Origin of the sequence: Larkinella insperata (assembly GCF_026248825.1) — a bacterium.
Classification (GTDB): domain Bacteria; phylum Bacteroidota; class Bacteroidia; order Cytophagales; family Spirosomataceae; genus Larkinella; species Larkinella insperata.
In genome coordinates, this window is the sequence record NZ_CP110973.1 from 129,281 (window position 1) to 153,490 (window position 24,210).

General features: G+C 54.1%; 16 protein-coding genes. 7 read left to right on the forward strand and 9 right to left on the reverse strand.

Going from position 1 to position 24,210, the window contains the following annotated elements:
• Positions 1-206: 206 nt before the first annotated feature.
• Together OQ371_RS00380 and OQ371_RS00385 are read left to right on the forward strand one after the other, a co-directional pair.
• Positions 207-2,621 carry a TonB-dependent receptor gene (locus tag OQ371_RS00380; RefSeq protein ID WP_265991590.1) on the forward strand — a complete coding sequence of 805 codons (2,415 nt, stop codon included), beginning with the start codon at positions 207-209 and terminating at the stop codon, positions 2,619-2,621.
• An 11-nt stretch (positions 2,622-2,632) separates the two neighbouring features.
• On the forward strand, positions 2,633-3,703 hold the full coding sequence (locus OQ371_RS00385) for a DUF4249 domain-containing protein (protein WP_265991591.1): 1,071 nt from the start codon (positions 2,633-2,635) through the stop codon (positions 3,701-3,703).
• A 30-nt stretch (positions 3,704-3,733) separates the two neighbouring features.
• Here OQ371_RS00385 and OQ371_RS00390 read toward each other — a convergent pair whose 3' ends face one another.
• From OQ371_RS00390 to OQ371_RS00405, 4 genes are all read right to left on the reverse strand, one after another.
• Positions 3,734-5,233 (reverse strand): RagB/SusD family nutrient uptake outer membrane protein, encoded by a 1,500-nt coding sequence (locus OQ371_RS00390; protein ID WP_265991592.1) that lies wholly within the window; start codon positions 5,231-5,233, stop codon positions 3,734-3,736.
• A gap of 11 nt (positions 5,234-5,244) precedes the next feature.
• The gene (locus tag OQ371_RS00395; protein WP_265991593.1) at positions 5,245-7,980 is read right to left on the reverse strand and encodes a SusC/RagA family TonB-linked outer membrane protein; all 2,736 of its coding nucleotides are present in this window, start codon (positions 7,978-7,980) and stop codon (positions 5,245-5,247) included.
• Between the two features lie 346 nt (positions 7,981-8,326).
• Entirely contained in the window at positions 8,327-9,307 is a 981-nt protein-coding gene (locus tag OQ371_RS00400) for a UDP-glucuronic acid decarboxylase family protein (protein ID WP_265991594.1), read from the reverse strand.
• 124 nt (positions 9,308-9,431) lie between these two features.
• A complete protein-coding gene (locus OQ371_RS00405; protein WP_265991596.1) occupies positions 9,432-10,763 on the reverse strand; it encodes a UDP-glucose dehydrogenase family protein in 1,332 nt (443 codons plus the stop codon).
• 309 nt (positions 10,764-11,072) lie between these two features.
• Here OQ371_RS00405 and OQ371_RS00410 point away from each other — a divergent pair, with 309 nt between their 5' ends.
• The 3 genes from OQ371_RS00410 to OQ371_RS00420 all read left to right on the forward strand — a co-directional run bounded on the left by OQ371_RS00410 (position 11,073) and on the right by OQ371_RS00420 (position 14,062).
• Positions 11,073-12,227, forward strand: a complete 1,155-nt coding sequence (locus tag OQ371_RS00410) for an acyl-CoA dehydrogenase family protein (RefSeq protein ID WP_265991597.1) — start codon at positions 11,073-11,075, stop codon at positions 12,225-12,227.
• A gap of 375 nt (positions 12,228-12,602) precedes the next feature.
• On the forward strand, positions 12,603-13,520 hold the full coding sequence (locus OQ371_RS00415; RefSeq protein WP_265991599.1) for an SPFH domain-containing protein: 918 nt from the start codon (positions 12,603-12,605) through the stop codon (positions 13,518-13,520).
• Between the two features lie 89 nt (positions 13,521-13,609).
• Positions 13,610-14,062 (forward strand): NfeD family protein, encoded by a 453-nt coding sequence (locus OQ371_RS00420; RefSeq protein WP_265991601.1) that lies wholly within the window; start codon positions 13,610-13,612, stop codon positions 14,060-14,062.
• 73 nt (positions 14,063-14,135) lie between these two features.
• Here the strand turns inward: OQ371_RS00420 and pafA are convergent, their stop codons facing one another.
• Entirely contained in the window at positions 14,136-15,797 is a 1,662-nt protein-coding gene (gene pafA, locus OQ371_RS00425) for an alkaline phosphatase PafA (RefSeq protein ID WP_265991603.1), read from the reverse strand.
• A 99-nt stretch (positions 15,798-15,896) separates the two neighbouring features.
• Between pafA and OQ371_RS00430 the strand changes: the two genes are divergently transcribed.
• The gene (locus tag OQ371_RS00430; RefSeq protein WP_265991604.1) at positions 15,897-16,634 is read left to right on the forward strand and encodes a fatty acid desaturase; all 738 of its coding nucleotides are present in this window, start codon (positions 15,897-15,899) and stop codon (positions 16,632-16,634) included.
• Positions 16,635-16,653: 19 nt separating this feature from the next.
• Here the strand turns inward: OQ371_RS00430 and OQ371_RS00435 are convergent, their stop codons facing one another.
• A complete protein-coding gene (locus OQ371_RS00435; protein WP_265991606.1) occupies positions 16,654-17,628 on the reverse strand; it encodes a polyprenyl synthetase family protein in 975 nt (324 codons plus the stop codon).
• A gap of 189 nt (positions 17,629-17,817) precedes the next feature.
• On the opposite strand from OQ371_RS00435, the gene OQ371_RS00440 reads away from it, so the two are divergent.
• Positions 17,818-18,735, forward strand: coding sequence for a patatin-like phospholipase family protein (locus OQ371_RS00440; RefSeq protein ID WP_265991607.1), 918 nt, complete (start codon positions 17,818-17,820; stop codon positions 18,733-18,735).
• A 261-nt stretch (positions 18,736-18,996) separates the two neighbouring features.
• On the opposite strand, the gene OQ371_RS00445 is transcribed toward OQ371_RS00440, so the two are convergent.
• From OQ371_RS00445 to OQ371_RS00455, 3 genes are all read right to left on the reverse strand, one after another.
• Entirely contained in the window at positions 18,997-19,758 is a 762-nt protein-coding gene (locus OQ371_RS00445; protein WP_265991609.1) for a hypothetical protein, read from the reverse strand.
• Between the two features lie 18 nt (positions 19,759-19,776).
• Positions 19,777-20,649, reverse strand: coding sequence for a glycerophosphodiester phosphodiesterase family protein (locus OQ371_RS00450; protein WP_265991611.1), 873 nt, complete (start codon positions 20,647-20,649; stop codon positions 19,777-19,779).
• 65 nt (positions 20,650-20,714) lie between these two features.
• Complete coding sequence (locus tag OQ371_RS00455; RefSeq protein ID WP_265991613.1) at positions 20,715-24,140, reverse strand: TonB-dependent receptor; 3,426 nt, start codon at positions 24,138-24,140, stop codon at positions 20,715-20,717.
• Between the last annotated feature and the right edge of the window lie 70 nt (positions 24,141-24,210).

Here is a 24,210-nt window from a genome sequence, read left to right on the forward strand (position 1 = left end):
CGAATGGTTTTTGGGTTGCTTTCATCGCAATAGGCAACATTGACTAAAGCTGCTGGCTTGGCATCGGTTTATTCCAATAGCAAACAGCAGGTGATTTGGGGACAAAATCGCCCTTTAAAAAACCGAATACTCCAAAACGATCATACTTTATTGCAAACACCCCCTTTCTTCTTATCTTGTAGCTAGATCTAAACCTATGCCAATTTGTGAAATTTTTACGCTGCGCCGGTCTGCTCGTGATCACCGGATTTCTGATTGTTGCTAATACCGATCTTCTTTTCGCCCAGTCTACGCTTTCCCGCGTTATTTCAGGCTATGTGCGGGAAACGGGCACGAACAAACCCATTGCCGGCGCTTCGGTATTTATTCGGGAAACCCGCCGGGGCACCACCACCGACCGGCAAGGCTTCTACACCCTGACGGTTTCGGAGGGTACCTACAATCTGCTCTTTTCGCACTTGGGATACCTGCGTTTTGAGCAAACCGTAACCGTTCCGCCCAACCGAAATCTAAACAACATTTCACTGGCGCCCGACACCCAACTGCTCAATGAAGTGACGGTGAAAACCGAGTCGCCCGACCGAAACGTTAAAAAGGTGGAACTGGGCGTTACCCAGTTACCCATCCAAAGCATCATTAAAATGCCCGCGCTCATGGGCGAAGTGGATGTTATGCGGAGTTTGCTGCTGCTGCCGGGCGTTACAACCGTCGGCGAAGGAGCCACCGGCATCAACGTGCGGGGGGGCAGCGTTGACCAGAATCTGGTGCTGCTCGACGACGCCCCGATCTACAACTCCTCGCATTTGATGGGTTTCTTTTCGGTATTCAACCCCGATGCCGTCCGCGATGTAACCCTGCAAAAAGGCAGCCTGCCCGCCCGCTACGGGGGCCGAACCTCCGCCGTGCTGGATGTTCGAACGAAAGAACCCGACGCCGAAAAGCTGCGGCTCAGTGGCGGTGTTGGACTTATCTCCAACCGACTTGGCCTTGAAGGTCCGCTTGCTGGTCGCAAGCTCACCTTTCTGGCCGACGCCCGGCTAGCGCTCAACGACTTTCTATTTAAACTGGGACCAACCAACATCAGGGATGTTAAAGCCAGTTTTTATGACCTGACGACCAAGCTCAAATTTTTACCCAACGAACGGAATACGGTTTACCTGTCCGGTTACGCCAGCAACGACCGGATGCTGCTGCCCTCGGATTCGCTGCTGGCAGTGGATGTGTCGGCTTCGCAAACGGGTTTTGACTACCAGACCGCCAACGGTTCGTTCCGCTGGACGCACACGTTCAACGAGCAGCTCAGCATGTCCGTCTCGGCGGTGTTTTCCCGTTACCGATCGGCCATGAGTGTACCCGACAGCAGCAACGAATTTCGGTTGCAGTCGGAGTTGTTGTCGAAGATTGGAAAGATTGAAATGAATTACCAGACCGATCGACACCGCTGGGCAATTGGCCTTCAGGCCACCCATTACCGTCTGGAACCCAACACCCTGAAGCCCGGGCCGTTCTCGAATGTGCTGCCCGTCAACCTGCCAACCGAATACGGCCTGGAAGCCGGTTTGTACGCCGAAGACGAGATCACGGTGAACGAAAAAGCGTCGCTGATTGCCGGCCTGCGGTATTCGCAGTTTCTCTTTCTGGGGCCAACGGAAGTGCGTACCTACGCCCCCAACGGCCCGCGTCGGCCCGAAACGCTGCTGGACCGGGAAAACGTCGGATCGGGCGCGGTTGCGCAACAGTACGGGGGCCTCGAACCCCGGCTGGCCCTGCGCTGGGCGCTCCGGAACGACCGATCCCTGAAACTTGCCTACACCCGCACGCGCCAATTCCTGCAACTGGTTACCAACACCACGGCTGCCCTGCCCACTTCGCGCTGGAAATTAAGCGACAACCACATTCGCCCCCAGATCGCTGACCAGTTTTCGGCGGGGTATTTTCGCAATTTCCAGAACGATATGTACGAGGCCTCCGCCGAAGTGTATTACCGGCAAAGCCAGAACGCCATCGACTACCGCGACGGTGCAAAACTGCTGCTCAACCCCGCCCCCGAAACCGATCTGGTGCAGGGTCAGGGACGAGCTTATGGCCTAGAACTGATGCTGAAAAAAAATCGGGGATTCCTGACGGGCTGGGCCAGTTATGCCTTTACACGTACCCATTTGCTGATCGACGGTCCTTTTTCCGGGGAGCGAATCAATAGCGGGAGGTGGTATCCCGCCAATTTCGACAAGCCGCACGCCGTAAACGTTCTGGCCATTTATCGACCATCGCTCAAGTTTACTTTTTCGGCCAATTACACCTACAGTACGGGCCGACCGATGACCGTTCCGTACGCCAAGGCGCGGGTCAGCAACGTAGTGACGCTGCCAGTGTATCTCGACCGCAATCAGCAGCGCATTCCGGATTACCACCGGCTGGACCTTTCGCTTACCTGGGAGAAGAATCCGGCCCGCAAAACCCGTTACTGGTACAGCTGGACGTTTTCCGTTTACAACCTTTACGCCCGCAAAAACGCGTACTCGGTGTTTTACCGGTTTAGCAGCTATTCAACGGGCGATGCCAATAAATTGTCCATTTTTGGTTCGGCCATTCCGTCGCTGACTTACAATTTTAAGCTGTAAAAGACTCCCGAATGAAGCCCGTTTCTCTTCTTCTCATCTTTGTATTGGCCGGACTACTTTGCCAGTGTATTACCCCCATCAACCCCGATACACGTACCCTACCTCCTTCGCTGGTTGTAGACGGACTGGTGACCGACCAGCCGGGCCGCAGCCGGGTTTCGCTTAGCCTGACGGCCGACTATACCGCTACCTCGCTCAATTATGTGGTTCAGGGAGCAGCTGTCTTTGTTACCGACAACACCGATCAGCGAACGGCTTTCAACGAAATATCGCCTGGTTTTTACCAGCCTGATTCAAGCTGGCGCGGTACGATTGGCCGCCAATACACACTTCATGTCCGGCTTTCCGACGGACGAGAGTACCAATCAAAACCGGAACTGATCCGCCCGATTGCTTCCATCGATTCGATGTACGTTGAATACTCGCAGCAATTGAAATACGGTACGGATACCTACGACAAAGGATTTGATGTTTACCTCGACCTTCAGGACCCGGCCACGCCCAATGATTATTACCGCTGGAGCTGGGTGCATTATGAAATACCGCAGTACTGTAAAATCGTTAAAATTCCGGTCTGCGGGAACTGTCTGGATCACTTGGAATTCGGGATGAGTTGCTGCGGATCCTGCTGGGACATTGTGCGATACCAGAATTTAATTAATATTACCAGTGACCAGGCTATCAATGGCAACCGCATCAGCCGCCGGTCCATCCTGCGAACTCCTTTCAACAGTTACTCAACGTATTACGTAGAGATTGAGCAGCAATCCCTGACCAAAGAAGCTTACGAATACCTGGCAACGCTGAAAGATCAGATCCAAAACACCGGAGGGCTTTTCGATGCGGCCCCGGCGACGCTGGTGGGCAACATGAGCCGCGTAAACGATCCGGAAGAGCGGGTGCTGGGTTATTTTGGTGCCTCTGCCATGACGATCCGCCCTTTGTACGTCGACCGACGCACAGCCCCGACTTATCCTGATGTCATTCCGTCTCCTCCCCCGCTTCCGCAGCCTGCCCCCTGCGAACCTTGCATCGAAAGCGCCATCCGAACTGGTAAAAAACCCATTTGGTGGCGGTATTAACCCAAATTTAAAAATTCCGCCTATCCCGTCTCACCAGCCCGGATTTTGGGTCAGGTTCGGATTTAATTGACGTTCTTTGGCGGGAATGGGAAACAGATAATGTTTCTTTTCGTCAAACGGTCGGCCCTTGGAAGTTAATTCGATGTAGGCTCTCTTCCAGCGCACCAGATCGCGCCAGCGGTGACCTTCCATGCCCAATTCCACCACCCGCTCGTGCATGATCCATTCCATAAAGGCGATTTTCGACAAGCCGGGGTCCAGCGGTTTCAGGTCCGCCCGCTCCCGCACCCGGTTAACGGCGGCATAGGCGTCAGCGGTTGGTCCCTGGGACGAATTAACGGCTTCAGCGTACATCAGCAACACGTCGGCGAAGCGCAGCAACCGGATGTTAACGTCCGAACCCGTCGTCCAATCGAATTCGTTACCGGCGTCTTTCTGGTATTTGCGGATAGCATAATCGGTGGGTTTGACATCAAACCAGGAATCGTATTCGAGCACCCGGAAGTAATCGAGTCCGTCAAACTTGCTGCCCCTCGGACCAAAAACAGACGCCAGCAGGCGCGTATCGCCGGTTTCAAACTGCTTGACGTACCATTCCGACGGGATAACGTTGTTGTAGGCCCGCCCCCGCACGCCCATTTCGAGCGGCCGCAACCCGCCCGTACCGCACTCGTCGCAGAAAGCGCCCGGGTCCACCGTGGTTGAGAACTGCACTTCGAAAAGCGACTCCCGGTTGTTTTCGTTTGTGTTCGTGTGGTTGTCCCGGTACTCCGGCACCAGGTCATACACGTTCGAGTCGATGATTTCCTTGAACAGTTGAGCGGACACGGCATAATCGGCCTGGTTGTTGGTCAGGTTGGCCCGGTACAGCAGGGCTTTCGCCCGAAATCCTTTGGCAGCTCCGCGGGTGACCCGGCCAATGTCGTCGTCCTCGTACGAAACCGGTAACCGTTTTTCGGCCTCCTCAAAATCTTTCAGAATGGCGGCATAAACCTGCGCGGTGCCGGTTCGACTGGGTTGTTTTTCGACTGGGTTACTCACATCGACCACTTTCAAAATTAGTGGAACATCCCCAAAATTGGTTACCAACGTGAAATAATACAGCCCACGCAGAAAATACGCTTCACCCAGCAGACGGCTCTTTTTATCCTCGTTCATCGGCACACCCGGAATGCGGCTGATCGCCAGATTGCTCCGGTAAACGCCCTGGTAACACCCCGACCAGAGTATATTGAACACTTCATTCGACGCATCGGCTTCGGCTTCCCGCATCTGCACCAGACTCGGACTGGTCGAAGCCGTTGAGCTGGTTTCGTCCGACATCAACTCCTGCGTCAGATGCATCATCTGGGAATAAAGCTCCGGTGACGCCAGCGTCGCATAGGCGGCATTGACGGCTTTCACGGCATCTTCTTCCGTTTTGTAGTAATTGTCGGTGGTCAGTTCATTGACATTCTGAACATCCAGCGCCTTTTCGCCACAACCGGCCATCAACCCGGCCACCAGCAACAGGGTGTTTATCTTTTTCATACTGTAGTTCATCAAAAGTTGAGTTGAATCCCGCCCAGAAACATCCGCGATTGAGGTTGCTGCGCCCGGTCGATCCCCTCGGCCACGGCCTGATTGCTGGCAAACTCGGGGTCAAAACCGCTGTATGGGGTGCGGGTAAACAGGTTTTGTGCCCCAACGTACACCCGCAACTGGCTGGCGCCAAAACGTGAGGTTACCTGCTCGGGCAAGGTATAGCCAAGTTGCAACGACTTGACCCGAAAATAATTGCCGTTCTCGATAAAACGGTCGGAGGGCCGGAAGTTGCGGGTGCCCGACGCATCCACACGGGGTTCCGTTGTCGACGGGTTGTCGCGGGTCCAGCGGTTGAGCACCTGGGTTCCGGCATTGTAACGCCCCTGAAAACCGTAGAGCCAGTAGGAAGTGACATTGTACAGCTGCCGACCCGATTCGCCCTGCAGCAATACCGACAGATCGAAGCCCAAGCCACTAACGGAGGCCGTAAAGCCGTAGTAAAACGTTGGAACGGGGCTACCGAGAAACGCTTTGTCGTCGTCGGAAATCCGATCATCGCCGTTTAGATCGGCGTAGCGAATATCCCCCGGCTCGGTACCGATCAGGCTCGGGTTGTTGACGATTTCGGTACGGTTTTGAAAAATTCCTTCTCGCCGAAAACCGTAATAGCTGCCAACCGGCTGACCAACGGCCGTGGCCGTCACATTTTCCTCGTACACCAGCCCGGAGAAAGCCGGACCGGGCCGTTCGCCCAGCGAAACGACCTTGTTTTTCTGCCAACTGGCAAAACCGCCCACGCTGTATGTGATAAGGTCCGTGTTTTGTTCGACCGCCAGGCTCAGATCGATTCCGGAATTATCGATTACCCCGGCGTTGGTCAACGGGGCCGCTGCTCCCACCGAAGCCGGTAGCGGGACCTCCACCAGCAAGTCCGTCGTCCGTCGGCGGAAGTAATCAACTTTCAGTTTCACCCAGTTATCCAGGGCGTTAACATCCAGTCCAACGTTGCTGGTTGTCGTGGTTTCCCAGCGAACACCCGGGTTGGGCAACGTACTCGGAAAAGCACCGACGCCCAGGAACGAATTGTTGGGTCCGAACGGGTAATTGTAATTCTGGGCAATCAGCGATGCGTACTGAAAATCGCCCACGTTATCGTTACCGGTTTTGCTCCAGCCCGCCCGCAGCTTGACGGTATTCAGGTAGGGCAACGCTTCCATAAAGGCTTCTTTACTGATGGACCAGGCCGCACCCACCGACGGAAAAACGCCAAACCGGTGGCCCGGCCCGAAGCGCGATGACCCATCACGCCGGACGGCCGCTGTCAGCCAGTATTTCTTGTCGTAATCGTACGCTACCTGACCCAGCAGGCTCACAATGCGGTAGAAGCCGTAAGTACCGCCCACGGTTCGGTTCCGCGACGATTGCCCCGCCGTCAGCGAGCGGATGTCGTTGCCGGGCAAATCATCCGCCGAAGCCTGCACATCGTCGCTGCGGTACGTCTGGCGGCTTCCAGCCAGCAAAACGCCAAATGAATGCACATCCTGGGTCCGCGTATAACTTAGCTGGTGGTGCAGCAGCGTGTTGTAATCCGTCTGTTTGGCCCGGGCCAGCGACGCCGTTGGGTTCAGATTGTATTCGCCCATATTGAAGGCCGGACGGGAATACGCCCGGTCAATAGTACGCAGGTCAAAGCCCAGGGTAGCGCGGTAAGTCAGCCCCTCCAGCAGCGTCCATTCGCCAAATAAATCGCCGGTCAGGTTCAGGGAGGTTCGCCGGTCGTTGGTCAGGGCCGCTAATCCAATGGGGTTGGGCGTGTCGTTGTTGGCATCCAGGTAAGTCGTTCCGTTGTAACCACCCACCCATCTCGGGTTGGTAATGGAAAGGTAAGGTGCGCTTTTCAGGGCTAGTTCGATGGGAGTCCGCCCACTGACACCGTCGTTGGCGTGCTGCACCGACTGACCAACCGTCAGGTGCTGACCAACTTTTATGTTTTCGGCAAGATCAAAATCAGTGTTAAGCCGGAGCGACAACCGTTCAAAATCGGATCCCCGAATAACCCCATCCTGCCTGAAGTAGTCGGCCGCCATCAGGTACCGGGCCGATTCGTTGCCACCGGCCACCGAAAGGAAGGCGTTCCGAACCGGAGCCGGGCGCATCAGGGCGCCGAGCCAGTTGGTAGTGGTGCCCAGCAACGTATCGAGCGACGATTGATTGGTCAGTTTAAAGGCCGGAATCAGTCCGCCGTTCGAGCGGCTGTCGTTGATGAAGTCGATGTACTGGCGAGTGTTGAGGAGCTGCGGCCCCTGGCCCGCCCGCCCGACGCCCGTGTATAAATCCAGGCTGACCCGGGGGCCTCCTGCCGTTCCTTTTTTGGTTGTGATAAGAATGACGCCGTTGCTACCCCGCATCCCGTACAACCCCGTCGAAGCCGCATCTTTCAGCACCTCGACCGACTCAATGGTGTTCGGGGCCAGCCAGTTCAGGTTATCCCACTGTCCGACAATCAAGCCATCGACCACCACCAGCGGAGTGGTGTCCCCGAAGCGGCCAGGGCCGTGCACTTGCAGGGTTGCCGGCCCACCCGGTTCCCCGGAATTTGACCGAACGAGCAGTCCTGCCACCTGTCCCTGTAACGCCTGCAGAGGATTTGCCGTCACAATCCGGCGGAGTTTTCGAGCCGAAACGGTATCATTCGAACTGGTAGTTTGCGGGGTCACCAGCCGCCCGTTCCGCACCAGAAGAGAGTCATCCATCGGACGATTCGGGCTGCCCAGGGCGGGTACTTGAGCAGTAAAAAAAACAGACAAACAACTAATTATCAGCTTGTTTGACCACATCCATAACGTCGAGTCGCACCGAGTCAGCGGTGATTTTACCATACCTGAGATAGGGTTAGAGAAGGGAATTCCAAAGGTAAACCAACTCTTTTAAATCAGGAATAATACCAGACAAAAAATAAAAAGCCTCCGTGATGGTCAAGATCACGAAGGCTCACGCATCCCCGGGCCCGGCCGCGCAGGCTATCGTCCGTGGAATTCTGTATTTCTTGGCGACGGAGTATCGCTCCGAATGTAGTCCCGGATGACGGGGCTACGTTCGTTATTTCTTTTCAAACTCGCGGTGATGAGCGGCTTTGAAAAGCTCCTCTTCGGGCAGGCTCTTGAAGTATTCATACGTAATCCGCAAGCCTTCTTCCCGCGACACTTTCGGCTCCCAACCCAGAATTTCTTTCGCCCGTGTAATGTCCGGACGGCGTTGTTTGGGATCGTCCGTGGGCAGCGGTTTTACGATCAGTTTCTGCGTAGTACCGGTCAGTTTGATGATTTCTTCGCCAAACTCCCGGATCGTAATTTCGTTGGGGTTTCCGACGTTGACCGGGTATGGATAGTCGCTCAGCAACAACCGATAGATACCCTCAATCAGATCGTCGACGTAGCAGAACGAACGGGTTTGGCTACCGTCGCCGAAAACCGTCAGGTCTTCCCCGCGCAGCGCCTGGCCGATGAAGGCGGGCAGTACGCGTCCGTCGTTGAGCCGCATCCGGGGGCCGTAGGTGTTAAAAATCCGCACAATCCGCGTTTCCAGACCGTGGAAAGTATGGTAGGCCATCGTCATTGCTTCCTGGAACCGCTTGGCTTCGTCGTAGACCCCCCGCGGACCGACCGGGTTGACGTTCCCCCAGTAATCTTCATTTTGCGGGTGAACCGCCGGATCACCGTACACCTCCGAAGTAGATGCAATCAGAACCCGGGCATTTTTAACCCGCGCCAGTCCCAGGCAGTTGTGAATCCCCAGCGAACCCACTTTCAGCGTCTGAATCGGGATTTTGAGGTAGTCGATCGGGCTGGCGGGCGACGCAAAGTGCAGAATGTAATCCAGTTCACCCGGAACGTGGATGAATTTCGATACGTCGTGGTGGTAGAACTCAAAATTCGGCAGGTGGAACAGGTGTTCGATGTTGCGGATATCGCCCGTAATGAGGTTATCCATTGCGATGACGTGGTAACCTTCCTTGATAAAGCGATCGCAGAGGTGTGATCCCAGGAAGCCAGCCCCGCCCGTTATTAGTACGCGTTTCATAGAGTCGTTGGTTATTCTAAGTAAAAGGTTTATAGCTTATGCTCGGCAAAGAACGCTCAGCAGCACGGCCGAACCGTAAGCTATAAACCGTTGCTCGTATTTTTAAAGCTGTGTTTGATTGAACCTAGGCACTTTGGTGGACTTCCGGTTTTACCGTTTCCCGGCCGATGCTGTAGTAGGTGTAGCCTACTTCTTTCATCTGGTCGAGTTCGTAGACGTTCCGGCCGTCAAAAATCACCTTGTTTTTCAACAGCAGGTTCATTTTGGTAAAGTCGGGCGTGCGGAACAGCGGCCACTCGGTCATGATCACCAGCGCATCGGCGTCGTCCAGGGCTGCGTACGAGGTGTGGGCGTACGTGATTTGGTTGCCCAGCACATTCCGCACGTTTTCCATCGCTTCGGGGTCGTAAACCGTTACCTTCGCCCCTTCGCTCAACAGCGCCCGAATGTTTTCCAGGGCCGGAGCTTCGCGAATGTCGTCGGTATACGGTTTGAAAGCCAGCCCCCAGACGGCGATGGTTTTTCCTTTTAGGTCACCGTCAAAATGAGCCTTGATGATCGGCAGCAGTTTGCTCTTCTGCAGGGCGTTCACGTCCATCACCGACTTCAGAATCTTGAAATCGTAGGCATTGTCCTGCGCGGTTTTCGCCAGCGCCTGCACGTCCTTGGGAAAACAGCTGCCCCCGTAGCCGATGCCGGCGAACAAAAACCGCTTGCCGATCCGGCTGTCGGTGCCGATGCCCCGGCGGATATCGTCGACGTTGGCCCCCACCTTCTCGCACAGGTTGGCAATCTCGTTCATGAAGCTGATCTTGACGGCCAGAAAGGCGTTGGCGGCATACTTGGTCATCTCCGCCGAGCGCTCGTCCATGAAGATAACGGGGTTGCCCTGGCGCACCAGCGGAGCATACAGTTTGTTCATAACCGCTTTGGCTTTCTCCGACTCCGTACCGATCACCACGCGGTCGGGTTTCATGAAGTCTTCCACGGCCACGCCTTCGCGCAGAAACTCGGGGTTCGACACCACGTCGAACTCCACCTGAGCGCCCTTTGAAATGTTATTCCAGACTTTCTCGGCGGTTCCCACCGGAACGGTGCTTTTATCGACTACCACCGCGTACTGCTTCAGCAGCGGGCCAAGGTCGTCGGCTACTTTCAGGATGTACTTCAGGTCGGCGGAGCCGTCTTCACCCGGCGGAGTGGGCAGGGCCAGGAAGATAACTTCGGCGCCTTCGATGCCTTCGGCCAGGTTGGTGGTAAACTTCAGGCGGCCTTCGGCGGTATTCCGATTGAAGAGGACATCGAGTCCGGGTTCGTAGATGGGGATGATGCCATTGTTGAGTTTTTCAACTTTTCGTTCGTCAATATCGACGCAGGTTACCTGATTTCCGGTTTCAGCAAAACAGGTACCGGTCACCAGTCCGACATACCCGGTTCCTATAACGGCTAATTTCATAGATTAAATGATAGATATGATAGAAGGTTGGATTACAACAGATTTGTACTTTTTATATACGTTGCTTGCAGAACACAAAAATAGATTTTTTTACATAATTCTGATGATCTTGGCTCAAATTTGTATTTACTGGTCAATTCTATACGGATAGCAAATTAGCTTTTTGCCCGTTACGCCCTTAAGCCACTGTTTTATTAGACAAAGACAAATGGTTTCAGTTGGATTTTCAAAAGGACTTGAGACTGTCGATTTAAAGTTGTAAATTATTACGAGGATCACTTTAAAATCGCCAACGAGCGAAAATCGTCTATGACGTCAGAAATTGGAGAAAACCAAGTAAATGATATTTCCCAACTGATCATACAAACGGTTCGTGACTTTGCCGCCCGTCAAATTCAGCCGTTTGTTCGGGAATGGGATGAGGCTCAGCATTTTCCGATTGAAACCATGCGGCAACTGGGTGAACTGGGTCTACTGGGTGTGCTGGTACCGGAAGAGTACGGCGGAGCGGGCCTGGGCTACCGCGAATACGTGGGCGCCATCGTGGAGCTAGCCAAAGTCGACGGCGCGATTGGCTTGTCGATGGCTGCCCATAACTCCCTGTGTACCAACCACATTTTAAAATTTGGCAATGCCGAGCAAAAGCAACAATACCTGCCTAAATTAGCCACCGGCGAATGGATTGGCGCCTGGGGACTGACCGAACCCAATACCGGCTCCGACGCGGGCAACATGCGGACCGTCGCCGTTCGGGCGGGCAACGAGTGGGTCCTGAACGGAGCCAAAAATTTTATTACCCACGGGAAAAGCGGGCAGATCGCCGTCGTCATTGCCCGCACTGGCGAACCCAACACGCCCCACAACGCTACGGCTTTCGTGGTCGAGCGGGGTACACCCGGTTTTTCGGGCGGGCGGAAGGAAGACAAGCTGGGTATGCGGGCGTCGGAAACCACCGAAATGCTTTTCGAAGACTGCCGGATTCCGGACAGCCAGCGATTGGGCGAAGTGGGCGACGGCTTTGTGCAGGCCATGACCATTCTGGACGGCGGCCGGATCTCGATCGCAGCCCTGAGCCTGGGGATTGCGCAGGGGGCGTACGAACACGCGCTGAAATACGCCCAGGAACGCCAGCAATTCGGACAGTCGATTTCCCGCTTTCAGGCCATTGCGTTCAAACTGGCCGATATGGCCACAACCATCGAAGCCGCCAAACTCCTCACCTACCAGGCTGCCGATTTGAAGGATGCGGGTAAACTTGTCACGAAAGAATCGGCAATGGCTAAGCTTTACGCATCGGAAGTAGCCGTTAAAACCGCCGACGAGGCCGTCCAGATTTTTGGTGGGTACGGATACACGAAAGACTATCCGGTCGAGAAATATTACCGCGACGCCAAGCTTTGCACCATCGGCGAAGGTACCAGCGAGATTCAGCGGGTGGTTATTTCGCGCCTGCTGCTTGCCTGAACAGAGAAAAGGCGGAGAAACTCCGCCTTTTCTGTCTTTCCACAATTAAACCTAAATTAGCTGATTACTTTATCACCTTATACTCCAACTCTATAAAGTCGGCTTTCCGGTTTCGTCCGTTGCCATTGCTGTCAATCTGATTTTCACCGAAGCATCGACTTTACACGGGCAAGATGAGCCGGGTGAATTAAACCGGTATTAATTCGGATTTAAAAAGCCGTTAAAGCTTGTCAACGGTTTTCGCGGGTGTCCTTTATCCATCCACCCCGGCGACCTTTCATTTATGCTTTTTTCTGTCTATCATCACAGAACTTGGGGTATCCCCCGACTTATCCGAGATTTACCGCACGGAATTAAACTTAACCTTCTTTTCTCATGGGATACGTATTTCTCACGCTCGCTTTTCTGGCCCTGGTTGTGGTGTTTGCTACGGTCAAGGTGGTACCTCAGCAGACGGCCTACGTGGTCGAACGGCTCGGCAAGTTCTTCGCCGTGCTGCAACCGGGCGTTAACTTCATTATACCGTTTTTCGACCGCGTTGCCTATAAACACAGCCTGAAAGAAACCGCGCTGGACATCCCCGAGCAGATTTGTATTACGCGTGACAACGTGCAGGTGCGCGTCGACGGGGTTATTTTTATTCAGATTATAGACCCCATGAAAGCGTCCTATGGTATCAACGATTATCGATTTGCCGTCAGCCAGTTGTCGCAGACCACCATGCGGAGTGAAATGGGGAAAATTGAACTGGACAAAACGTTTGAAGAACGCACGACGATCAACCAGGCGGTGGTGAACGCCATCGACGAAGCCGCTATTGGCTGGGGCGTCAAGGTGTTGCGTTACGAAATCAAGAACATTACGCCCCCACAGACCGTTCTGAATGCAATGGAGAAACAGATGCAGGCCGAACGCGAGAAACGGGCCGTTATTCTGGAGTCCGAGGGGCAGAAGCAATCGTCAATTAACCTGGCTGAGGGCCAGAAGCAAAAAGTCGTGCTGGAATCGGAAGGTTTACGGCTGCGGCAAATCAACGAAGCTGCGGGGCAGGCGGAAGCCATTAAATCCATTGCCGAAGCAACCGCAGAAAGCATCCGCAAAGTTGCGCTGGCGATTCAGGAGGATGGCGGGATGAATGCCGTTCAACTGCGCGTAGCCGAGCAGGTAGTTAATCAGTTCGGCAACCTGGCCCGTACGAACAACACCCTGATTCTGCCCGCCAACTTCGGCGATCTGTCGTCGATCATCGCCAGCGCCATGACGGTCGTCAAGCAGCAGGACAAAACCGTTTAACGTTTCCCTGTTCCGGTTCTCGCTCACAGGAGCTGACGAGGACCCGGGTTAAACACCCAGTTACTGAAAGCCATTAACCGTATACCGTTATGACACCGTCGCAAATCTGGGCCGTGCTGGGCCTGCTGTTTCTAATCGCTGAAATGGTCAGCATTTCGTTCGTCTTCGCCTTTTTGAGCGCGGGGGCGTTGGTGACGGCCCTGCTCACCTGGCTGGGACTAACCTCCGATGTCAGCGCTCAATTGCTTTGTTTTTCGGTCGTTACCATTATTGCCCTGGTGGCCGGACGGAAACCGCTCCGGCGCTGGTTTGAGTCGCGGACGAAGAAGCAGGAATACGTCGAATACGTCGGCGACCGCGCGAACGTCACCCAAACCATCCCGGCCCACGGCGAAGGCCGGATTTTTTACCGGGGCACCGAATGGATCGCCATCTCAGAAACCGACGAGTCGATTCTGTCGGGCAGGCAGGTCGTGATTAAACGGATGGATGGGATTCGGGCGGTGGTCAATCAGGTGCCCATTGAAAGTTTGCTGTCATGATCCGATGTGCCTTCGGGTAGAATAAAAAAACCGGCTTTCAGGGCCGGTTTTTTTATTCTAACGCTGTTAGACGCTACTTAATTGCTTCGGCAATCGGGTTACCGATGTTTCCGCTGGGCTCCAGAATGTGCAGAAGCGCCGAAACCGTCGAGGCAATGTCGGCAATGTGTGTCCGGCGGGTGGTTTCGCCCGGCTTGATACCCCAGCCGTAGAACAGCAGCGGGACGTGCGTATCGTAATTGAACAACGTACCGTGTGAGGTGCCGCCCTTCTGATAACCTTCCAGCCAGCCGGGTTGGGTAACAATGTATAAATCGCCACTCCGTTTGGGGTTGTACACGTTGCGCAACAGGGGCAGCCAGTATTCCGGTACCGAGTTGCCGTTGATATCGTGCAGATTCAGAATGTCCTGAATGCCCGGATTTTTCAACAAGGCCAGCCGCACCACTTCGGCCGCATCCGCCACTTTGATTTTTTTCTCCCGCATCAGGTCGTGGTTCAGGTAGATTTGTCCGTTTGCATTTCCGGAAACCCATTTGCCCGGCCCAAAAGCCTCGGTCAGGGCTTTGTCGGTAGCCGCGCTGACGTTTCTTCCTTCCAGAAAGCCACCGGGCAGCTTTAGGCTGATCGAATACCCCGGGTTGTCGGCGGCACCGTGGTCAGCCGACAGAAACGTCAGATAATTGCCCTTGCCCACCTGCGCATCCAGCGCCGTCAGCAGGTCGGCAATGACTTTGTCGAGCCGCAGGTATTCGTCCTGGGCCTCAACCGACGAGGGGCTGAAGCGGTGGCCGATGGCGTCGGGCGATGAGAAACTGACACAAAGAAAATCGGTTTCGGTACCTTTCCCCAAATTTTCTCCTTTCAGGGCCGCCAGGGCCATTTCCTTCGTCAGAATATCGCCAAAAGGACTGGTGCGCAGGGCTTCATATTTACTGCCCAGCGAAGCAACCGCCTGGTGCGGAAATATGGCCTTCTGCTCCCCGGCCAGCGGATTTTCGAATGGCGTATCATCGGCCGTACTTTCGATGTATTGATCCAGCGGCAAGGTGGTCTCCCAGGTTTGCGTCAGGTATTTATCGGCCAGTTTGCGGGCGTTGAATTCCTTGGCCCACTGCGGCTGCTCCTTCATGTAAAACGTGCTCGAAATCCAGCTACCGTCTTTTGAATCATACCAATAGGCGGCATTGGCGGCATGACCCGCGGGCAGGATAGCCCCCCGGTCTTTCATGGCAATACCGATCACTTTCGCACGACCCTGCGTGGCAATTTTCAACTGATCGGTTACGGTTGTTACCAGCAGATTACGGGGTGACATTTTACCCGCCGACGAAACCGTTCCGCTGGTCGAAACCGCCGAAACCGTTGAATCCTCGACGCAATAGACATCCCGATCCAGCTGCCGGTCGTACCAGTCGTTGCCCACGATGCCGGAAATGGCGGGCGCCGACCCCGTATATACGTGGGTGTGTCCGGGGGCCGTAATCGTAGCCGCGTAATGGTAATGGTTGTTGCGAGCGTTAAACCCGTCGCGCATCATTCGTTTGAAGCCACCTTCGCTGTATTTGTTGTAATACCGGTATAAATAATCGTAACGCATCTGGTCGACGATGATACCAACAACCAGTTTCGGGCGACTTAAGGGAGAGGAAGCAGGTGCCTTTTTCTGGGCTGCCGACTGCCCAAACGACAGGGCTGGCACCAACAGAAATACCGCAAAATGGAGTAATTTCATACTAATGAAAGGAAACTGTTAAAAATCGGTCGGGTTACCAACCCAAAAGTAGTGAACATTTCTCGTTCACGTGTCGTTAGCCGGTAAATGAATTGTTAAATGACGCCATCTGCCATTTCGTTCAAACCGGCCCAAATCGGCAACCGGGGCCTGCTTGCGGCCACCCTCATTCTGCTGAGCTGGCTGGGAATGCTGATTTTCCTGCTCAATTTCCCCATTGACTGGAAAAATCCGCTGATTTATCTTTTCGTATTGATTCAGACGCACCTGTACACCGGCGTTTTCATTACGGCCCACGATGCCATTCACGGCGTGGTGGCTCCGCACAACAAACGACTCAACTACTGGATTGGCTTTCTCTGCACCACGTTGTTTGCCTTCAACAACTACAACCGGCTCAGCCGCAAGCACCACCTGCACCACCAGCATTCGGCCACCCACGACGACCCCGATTTCCACGACGGCAACCCTCATTTTCTTGCCTGGTATTACAGTTTTCTGAAGGAGTACATTTCGGTGATTCAGATCGTGCTGATGGGCATTACGTACAACATTCTGAAGATCTGGTTTCCGATGGAAAATCTGATCGTATTCTGGATGGTTCCGGCCATTCTAAGCACGTTCCAGTTGTTCTATTTCGGGACCTACCTCCCCCACCGCGGTGAACACCACAACCCGCCCCACAATGCCCGCAGCCAGAAGCTAAACCACATAACCGCCTTTCTGAGCTGTTATTTCTTCGGGTACCACGCCGAACACCACAACTGGCCGTATCTGCCCTGGTGGAAATTGCCGGAAGCGCGGGTGAAGAGTGATGAGTTAAGAATGAAGAATTAAGAGTTGCCTGACACTTCACTTATTTACTCCGCTCGATGGTATACTGAACCAGTTGTTCGAGGGAGGTGCGGTAAACGGACTCGGGCAGCGAAAACAGCAGCGCCCGGGCTTCGTCGACGTAGCGGGTCATGACGGTGGTCGCGTACTGAATGCCGCCGGATTTTTTGACAAAGTCAATCACTTCGGCCACCCGTTTCGGATTTTCGCTCTCGTTTTTAACAATGTTGATCATCCGCCGTTTTTCGGTCCAGCCCGCGTGGTTGAGCGCGTAAATCAGGGGCAGCGTCATTTTCTTTTCCTTGATGTCGATGCCAAGCGGTTTGCCAACCTCCATTTCCCCGTAATCAAACAAATCGTCTTTGATCTGAAAGGCGATGCCCACTTTTTCGCCAAACATCCGGGCGGTTTCCACCACGTCTTCCGTAGCGCCTACCGAACGGGCACCCACGGCGCAGCAGGCCGATATCAGAGAGGCCGTTTTCTGGCGGATAATCTCGTAATAAATCTCTTCCGTAATGTCTAACCGGCGGGCCTTTTCGATTTGCAGCAGTTCACCCTCGCTGATTTCGCGCACGGCGGTCGAGACGATTTTCAGCAGGGCATGTTCGTTGTTATCGACCGAAAGCAGCAAACCGCGGGCGAGCAGGTAGTCGCCCACCAGCACGGCAATCTTGTTTTTCCAGAGAGCATTGATCGAAAAAAAGCTCCGGCGGTAATTCGAATCGTCGACCACATCGTCGTGTACCAGCGTGGCCGTGTGCAGCAGTTCGATCAAAGCCGCCCCGCGATGGGTCGATTCGGTGATGGAACCGCACACGCCCGCCGTCAGGAAGACGAACATGGGCCGGAGTTGCTTGCCTTTCCGGCGCACAATGTAGTTCATGATCTGATCCAGCAACATGACTTCGCTTTTCATGAACTGCCGAAATTTTTGCTCGAACGTTTCCATTTCGGCAGCAATCGGCGCTTGTATGTCCCGGATTGATAGTGGCATCAGTGCAACTAGTCCGTCAACTAGGACGAACCGTATTCAGGGCGCAAGTATACCACCGAAACGTGAACATCAGGACAAAACTTCAAAAAATTATGGAGGATGAATTATGAACGATGCCCGGAAAGGTGTTATTTAAGCTTTTGTTCGTCACGTCTTGTTGCTGATTTATCAATCTTAGTTTCGTCTTCCATGCGTGCATTGGTGTTAGGGGGCGGGTCCCTGAAGGGTGCGTTTCAGGCAGGAGCCATTCAGGCCGTTCTGGAAGCCGGTTATGAGCCCGAAGCAATTTACGGCATCTCGGTTGGTAGTTTAAACGCAGTTTTCCTGACGCACGAAGCCGGAAAACAGTTTGCGGAGCACGGAGCCATTGACTGGCCCAGAGCCGGGCGGCAATTGATCGAATTCTGGATTCGAAACATCACAAAGCCCGAAGATGTGGCCGTAATCCGGTCGCGGTTTATGATGGGCTACAACACGCTGATGAGCCGCTTTGACGGCTTGCTCGACAACACCCCGCTTCAAACGCTGATCCGGACCCACATCAAGCTTCCCATTCTCGTCAACAGCCCCGTGAAGCTGAAGGTGGGCGCCGTTGATATTATTAAGGGCGATATGATCTACACCACCAACGAAGACGAGAGTATTCTGGATTACGTCATTGCCAGCAGTTCGCTGCCGTTTCTGATGCCCGCCGTCTGCATCGGTGGAGATCGCCAGAAAATGTTTCTGGATGGCGGTTTGCGGGAAGTGGCTCCGCTGCGGGAAGCCATCGACGACGGGGCGAATGAACTGGTCTGCGTTGCCTGTCACGCCAAACGAATTTTTACCGAGAAATTCAACTACCGCAGCCTGCTGAACCTGGCGGAAAGGGTGAAGGACATTACCGTTAATCAGATCGTCAACAACGACATTGCCTGGGCCGAACGCTGGATCGAGCGGGAGAAACTTCGGGGCAACGAGATGCACCTGACACTCATCCGCCCCCACGAGCCCCTGTACCTGAACCTGATGAAATTCACCTCCGAGGATATCGGGCGACTGATCGTTCAGGGCTATGAGCACGCGACGGAAGTGCTGCGGGCCGGGGGCGTCAGACGGAAAGTGTGAAAGCAGTTGGTACTGCCTGTCAAGAATTACCGAAGTAGTTTGGAATGACGAATGGGTAGAAGCAAGCAGGGCAGTTCGCAGTCGTCTAAAACCGCAGTCCAACTCCTGCTGATCCCGTAACAAATCCCGACCAACAAATCAATCAAACGAATACACCTGACATGCTACGCCCGCATCTGATCGGTGGTCGCCCTGTCACCGGGAACAGTCGCGCAATCGCTTCCCCGCCTGGACCGCTCATCGTTGGCTTCGTTTTGCGGTTCAGTCGAATTGACTGGTTGGTGGATAAATGACCCAGCCACCTTCGTTGTTCGAATCATATCCTTCTCGAATCCAATCCTCACTTTTATAAAATTCGTCACCAATTGTCTGGGCGTTCAGGTCGACCTGATCGTTAAAAAGGCCGTGGAAGATGGTGTTCTGCTTTTGGTCCCGGTAGTTCACTTCCAGCCCCGGCAATGGCTGGCTGTAGATGCTATATGGCACAAAACGGTACCCATCAAAGGATTCCTCCATAAGCGCACAGATTCGTTTGAATACATCCGCGTATTCGTTTTCCGGCGCAAGCGTCAGAATGGTGGTCGAACAATACCGTTTGTTTAGGAATGAGGGGTAGGGCGCGTCCTCGTCTTGTAAAACAATTTCGGTTACATCACGGCCCAACACGGTATAATACGGTTCTAACAGGCTGACGGTAAAGAATAACTCCTGGTAGCGGGTCAGGTTTCCCGACGGTATTTTTTTCAGAATCAGCCGGGCACTGAACGAAGGCACCTGACCATAGGTGGTGCCCACTACTTCGTTGCCGGTTTGATCAGCCAGCGTTTTCTCTACTACATGCCAGCGGCTGGTGTAATTTCCGTCCTGATGAATGTTTTCAAAAACCAGCGACTCCAGCTTCTTCAAGCCTGGATAATGCTGGTACATTTCGTACCCATCGCCCTTCGGAATACCGATCGGATAGAATGCTTTTATGCTGTCGTAAATCGGCCAGTAATCAAACTTTTCGTGATTAAAGTGCATGGCTCCTTCGGGTCTGAATTATTTTTTATTGGTAAACAACGCGTTGACCTCCACCGGCCGGTCAGTCGTCAGGATGTCCGCACCGGTCTGGACGATCTTACGGTATTCAGCGGCCACTTCGGTGATCGGTTTTTCGTCCAGATTTCCGGGGCCGTAGGTGCCTGCCGTGCAGGGAATGCCGTCGCGGTGAAGTCGCTCGTAGAAACTGGTTTCCTGCCGCGACGCCAGCGCAATCAGGTGGGGCAGGGAAAGACCGGCCTTGCGGAGCGTTTCGCCGTGATCGGCCTGGTTGAAGCCCAGCGCCACCCAAACATCCGGGTATTGTTTCCGCAGCCGTAGCGCGTCGTCCACCGAATAGCAGATGATGAATACGCTGTGCAACGCCTTGTGATCCGTAATCGCTTTCATCATTTTGCGCAAATCAACGCCCGGTTTGGCATCAATTGCCATGACGGCCTTACCGGCTCCCCATTTCAGCACGTCCTCAAAAAGCGGAATGCGCTGGCGGGTCGGCTGGCCGCGCAGATCGCGCAGTGAAACCGTTTTCAGTTCTGCCCACGACGAGGCTTTCAGCGAGCCGCTACCTGTTGTAGTCCGGTCGATTTCGTCATCGTGCAACAGCACCAGCACACTGTCCCGCGTCATCCGAACATCCATTTCGATGATGGCGTCCGGCACCTGCTGATAAGTACGCCGAAACGTCTCCAGGCTGTTTTCCGTCTCCGTCGGTTCGGGACCACCCCGGTGTGCCAGAATCAGCGGCTGGCTTCGGTCAGGCCGGTAAGCTAGTACTTTCTCCAACGCCCTGGCCGTCGTGAATCTGGCTTTTTTCTGCGCATACAGGTTGACACTGTTCAGCAGAAACCAACTCCAAAAAATATACTTTTTCATCTTTCACAAAAAATCCCCCGCCGGATAAGCTCGGCGGGGGACATATTTACTAAACGTTTAACCAATTAGTTGAAAATATACCGGATACCGAGTTGCGCCTGATAAACTGCGTTCAGGTTTTGAGCCGGTACGAAGGAATCCTTCAGCAAGCCGGCCTGCCGCTGCCCTCTGAATGTCTGGGTCGCCAGTCGGTACGTCGGAACGCCAGTCGTCGTGTTCACACTCGCCAGCGTCAGCGGGTTCGAGGTAGACGACGAGGTAGAAGCCGTCAGCGCATAGCCCAGGCCCCAGCTGTTGTTCAGCAGGTTTCCGAAGTTCAGGATATCGGCGCGGAACTGGATCGTGTTCCGTTTGCCCTTGTTACCTACAGCGACATAAAACTCCTGCACCACTGACAGGTCGAAGCGGGTCAACCACGGATAAGCACCCCCGTTCCGCTCGGCGTACTGACCGCGACGGCTATTGAGATACTTGTTGTCCTGGATGTACGTTTCGAACGCGGCAGCCTGCTGTTCGGGCGAATACGTCACCGCCGGAATGGCTGGCTCCGTAGCCGTAGCCGGAACGGCAGCAACCGTCAGCGGAGCGAAGGTCAGTTCAGACGCGTTACGCGGTACGTAGAGCAGGTCGTTGGTCGTCTGACCGTCTAAGTTGACATCCTGGTTGTAAACATAGGAAATTTTGCTTCCGCTGTTTCCAAGCACGCCCAGCGTAATGGCTGTTGAACCGCCCAGCTTACCGCCATAGTTCAGCCGGTAGGTAGCGTATCCAATTACGCGGTGCCGCAAATCCTGATCAGAATACGCCGTTGTCAGGTAGTTTTGGCCATATACAGACGGAACGTTGGCCTGTACCGTGCTACCTACCACGGCCAGGTCACGCGCCTGCCCATAAGTATACGCCAGCGAGAAGCCCAGACCCCGGACAGCCGGTTTCTCCAGTTTCGCCGTCACGATGTATGAGCTACCCTTGTTGGTGTTGCGCAGCACGAAGGCGTTGGTAATTTCCCGGTTGTAATACCGAGCCGCCGACAACGCCGAGCCCGTCAGACCAAAAGCCGGGAAAACCGGGCGGTTGTCCGGACCACTTAACGTTCGGTCGCCTTGCGGTGCCCGCAGGTTCGCATCAATGTACCGCAGCGCCTGGATGTTTTTGTTGTAGACAAACTCCAGCGTACCAATCAGGCCCCAGGGCAACCGTTGGTCTATGGCAATGTTGGTTTTCCAGATTTGCGGGTATTTCAGGTTCTGATCCGATGCGTTGATAACGTAAGGTGCCAATCGGGAAATGTCAACGCTATCCGGGTTGGGCCGGATGGCCGCCGGCAGCTTGCTGGGATCCGTTACAAACGGAACCGCCGTGGTATCAGTCAGGTTAATGACGGCGGTGTTTACCCCGTTATTACCCAACTGGTTCGACACCAATACTTCCGGAATACGGGATACGAAGATACCGGTACCACCCCGAATTTGCGTCGTTTTGTCACCTTTTACGTCCCAGTTAAAACCAATCCGGGGTGACAGCAGCAGACGGGGTTTGGGGAACGTACCGGTCGTGATTTTGTAATCCTCCCCGTTTTCATTTTTAAACGTCAGCCCGGCCACAATCGGGTTGTTAAAGTCTTCAGCCGTGCTGTTGTTGTAGTGGAAAATATCCGCCCGCAGACCCGCCGTCACTTTAATGTTCGGCGTGGCCTGGTACTCGTCCTGCACATAGGCACTGTACAGGCTGCGTTTCAACGTCTGCAGCGGTTCGCCCCCGCCCGGAATCAACGAATAGCGCAGGTTGTAACGGGCTAACCGTACCGGTGAAATCGGGTTGTTCGGGTTGTTGATAGACGCCAGAGCCGCCTGTTTGAAATCATCAATGGAGTTGTACACATACACCCCGTTTGACGAGGGGAAGAACACGTTGTTCGAGGTGTAGTACTCATACACCAGCCCCGCCGTGAACGTATGTTTGCCCAGGAAGTAGTTGAAGTTGTTCGTGATGTTAAACGTCGAATAATTCAGCTTGTTATTCGGCGTAAACGGATCAAAACCGATCGACGTGTACGTACTTCCATCCTTCAAAATATCGATGGTCGAAAACAAACTGGTTTTATAAGCCCGGTCTTCCAACTGCTTGTTGTAGGTAACAATCAGGTTGTTGGCAAACTTTCCGCCGAAGTTAGAGGTCAATTCAGCCGCCAGCGAACGGGTATTGTCCGCGATGTTGTATCCCGAGTTTTCCGGTGAAATTGCCAGTGCGCTATTGCTCCGGTTTCCGTTTCCGGCCGTGTTGCTGCTGTTGCTGTTGCTGATGATCTGATCGGAATCCGAGTTGTGGTGTGAATACCGTACCGACAGTTTATGTTGGTCGTTGATGTTGTAGTCCAGACGGATCAACCCTTTGATGCTATTTACTTCATTGTTGAAACCGTCCAGAGCGCCCAGGTTGTAGCCAAAGTTCGTTTGCATGAACGAGGATAGGTCCTGCATATCGGCCAGTGTTACCCGCGATACCTGTCCGCCCGTGTTTGAACCCCGGTTCAGACTCCAGAGCAACGCGGGAGCGCTGCTTTTGAACATCTCCCCGTTGACGAAGAAGAACAGTTTGTTTTTAATGATGGGGCCGCCCAACCGGAAGCCATAGGTCTTTTCGTTGATGTTTGGTTTCGGCGTAATTTCTACTCCATCCGCCTTTTTTCCCACCAGACTATTGTTCCGGAACAGGTGATACACCGATCCCGAAAATTCGTTTGTACCCGAGCGGGTCACGGCGTTGATGCCGGCCCCCGTAAAACCCGATTGCCGAACGTCAAACGGCGCTACGTTCACCTGAAGCTGGTCAATGGCATCGAGCGAAACGGCGGTTGTTCCCGTCCGTCCGCCGGCCAGTGCCGAGCTACCCAGGCCAAAACCGTTGTTAAACACCGAACCGTCGATGGTAAAGTTATTGAAACGCGGGTCCTGACCGGCAAACGACTGACCGTTCCCGTAAGCGTTGTACTTGGTTACGTCCGTCAGCGTCCGACCGATGGTGGGAATGCTGTTGATGGTTTCGCGTCCGAACGAAGCGGCTGCCCCGGTCCGGTCAGAACTGAAAATATCGCTGCGGTTGCCCGACACGACGATTTCCGACAGTTGGGTGCTTTCGTCCACCATGGCAAAATCAACGTTGGAAGCCGTACCCAAACTGGCTTCGATTCCACTTTTCACCTGCTCCTTAAAGCCAACGAATGTAGCCGTAACGGTATAGGGCCCGCCAACCCGGATGTTTGGGAAAGTATACCGGCCTTCGTTGTTGGTAACGGTTCCGTACCGTGTCCCGGAGGGAGTATGAACGGCAATCACTGTTGCCCCGGGCAGTCCATCGCCTTTCTGGTCTTTCACCAGCCCCGCCATGGAAGAGGATGTCACCTGTGCCTGTACACTACCTCCGCTCAACACGGTCATGGCCAGGCCCAAAAGCAAGGCAATGAGAGGTAGGAACTGTAAACGTTTGTTCATGAAAGTGATTTTGGTTGAATTGGTTTGATTAAGAAAAAATAAACCCGGCCCTTTTATAGAAGGGCCGGGC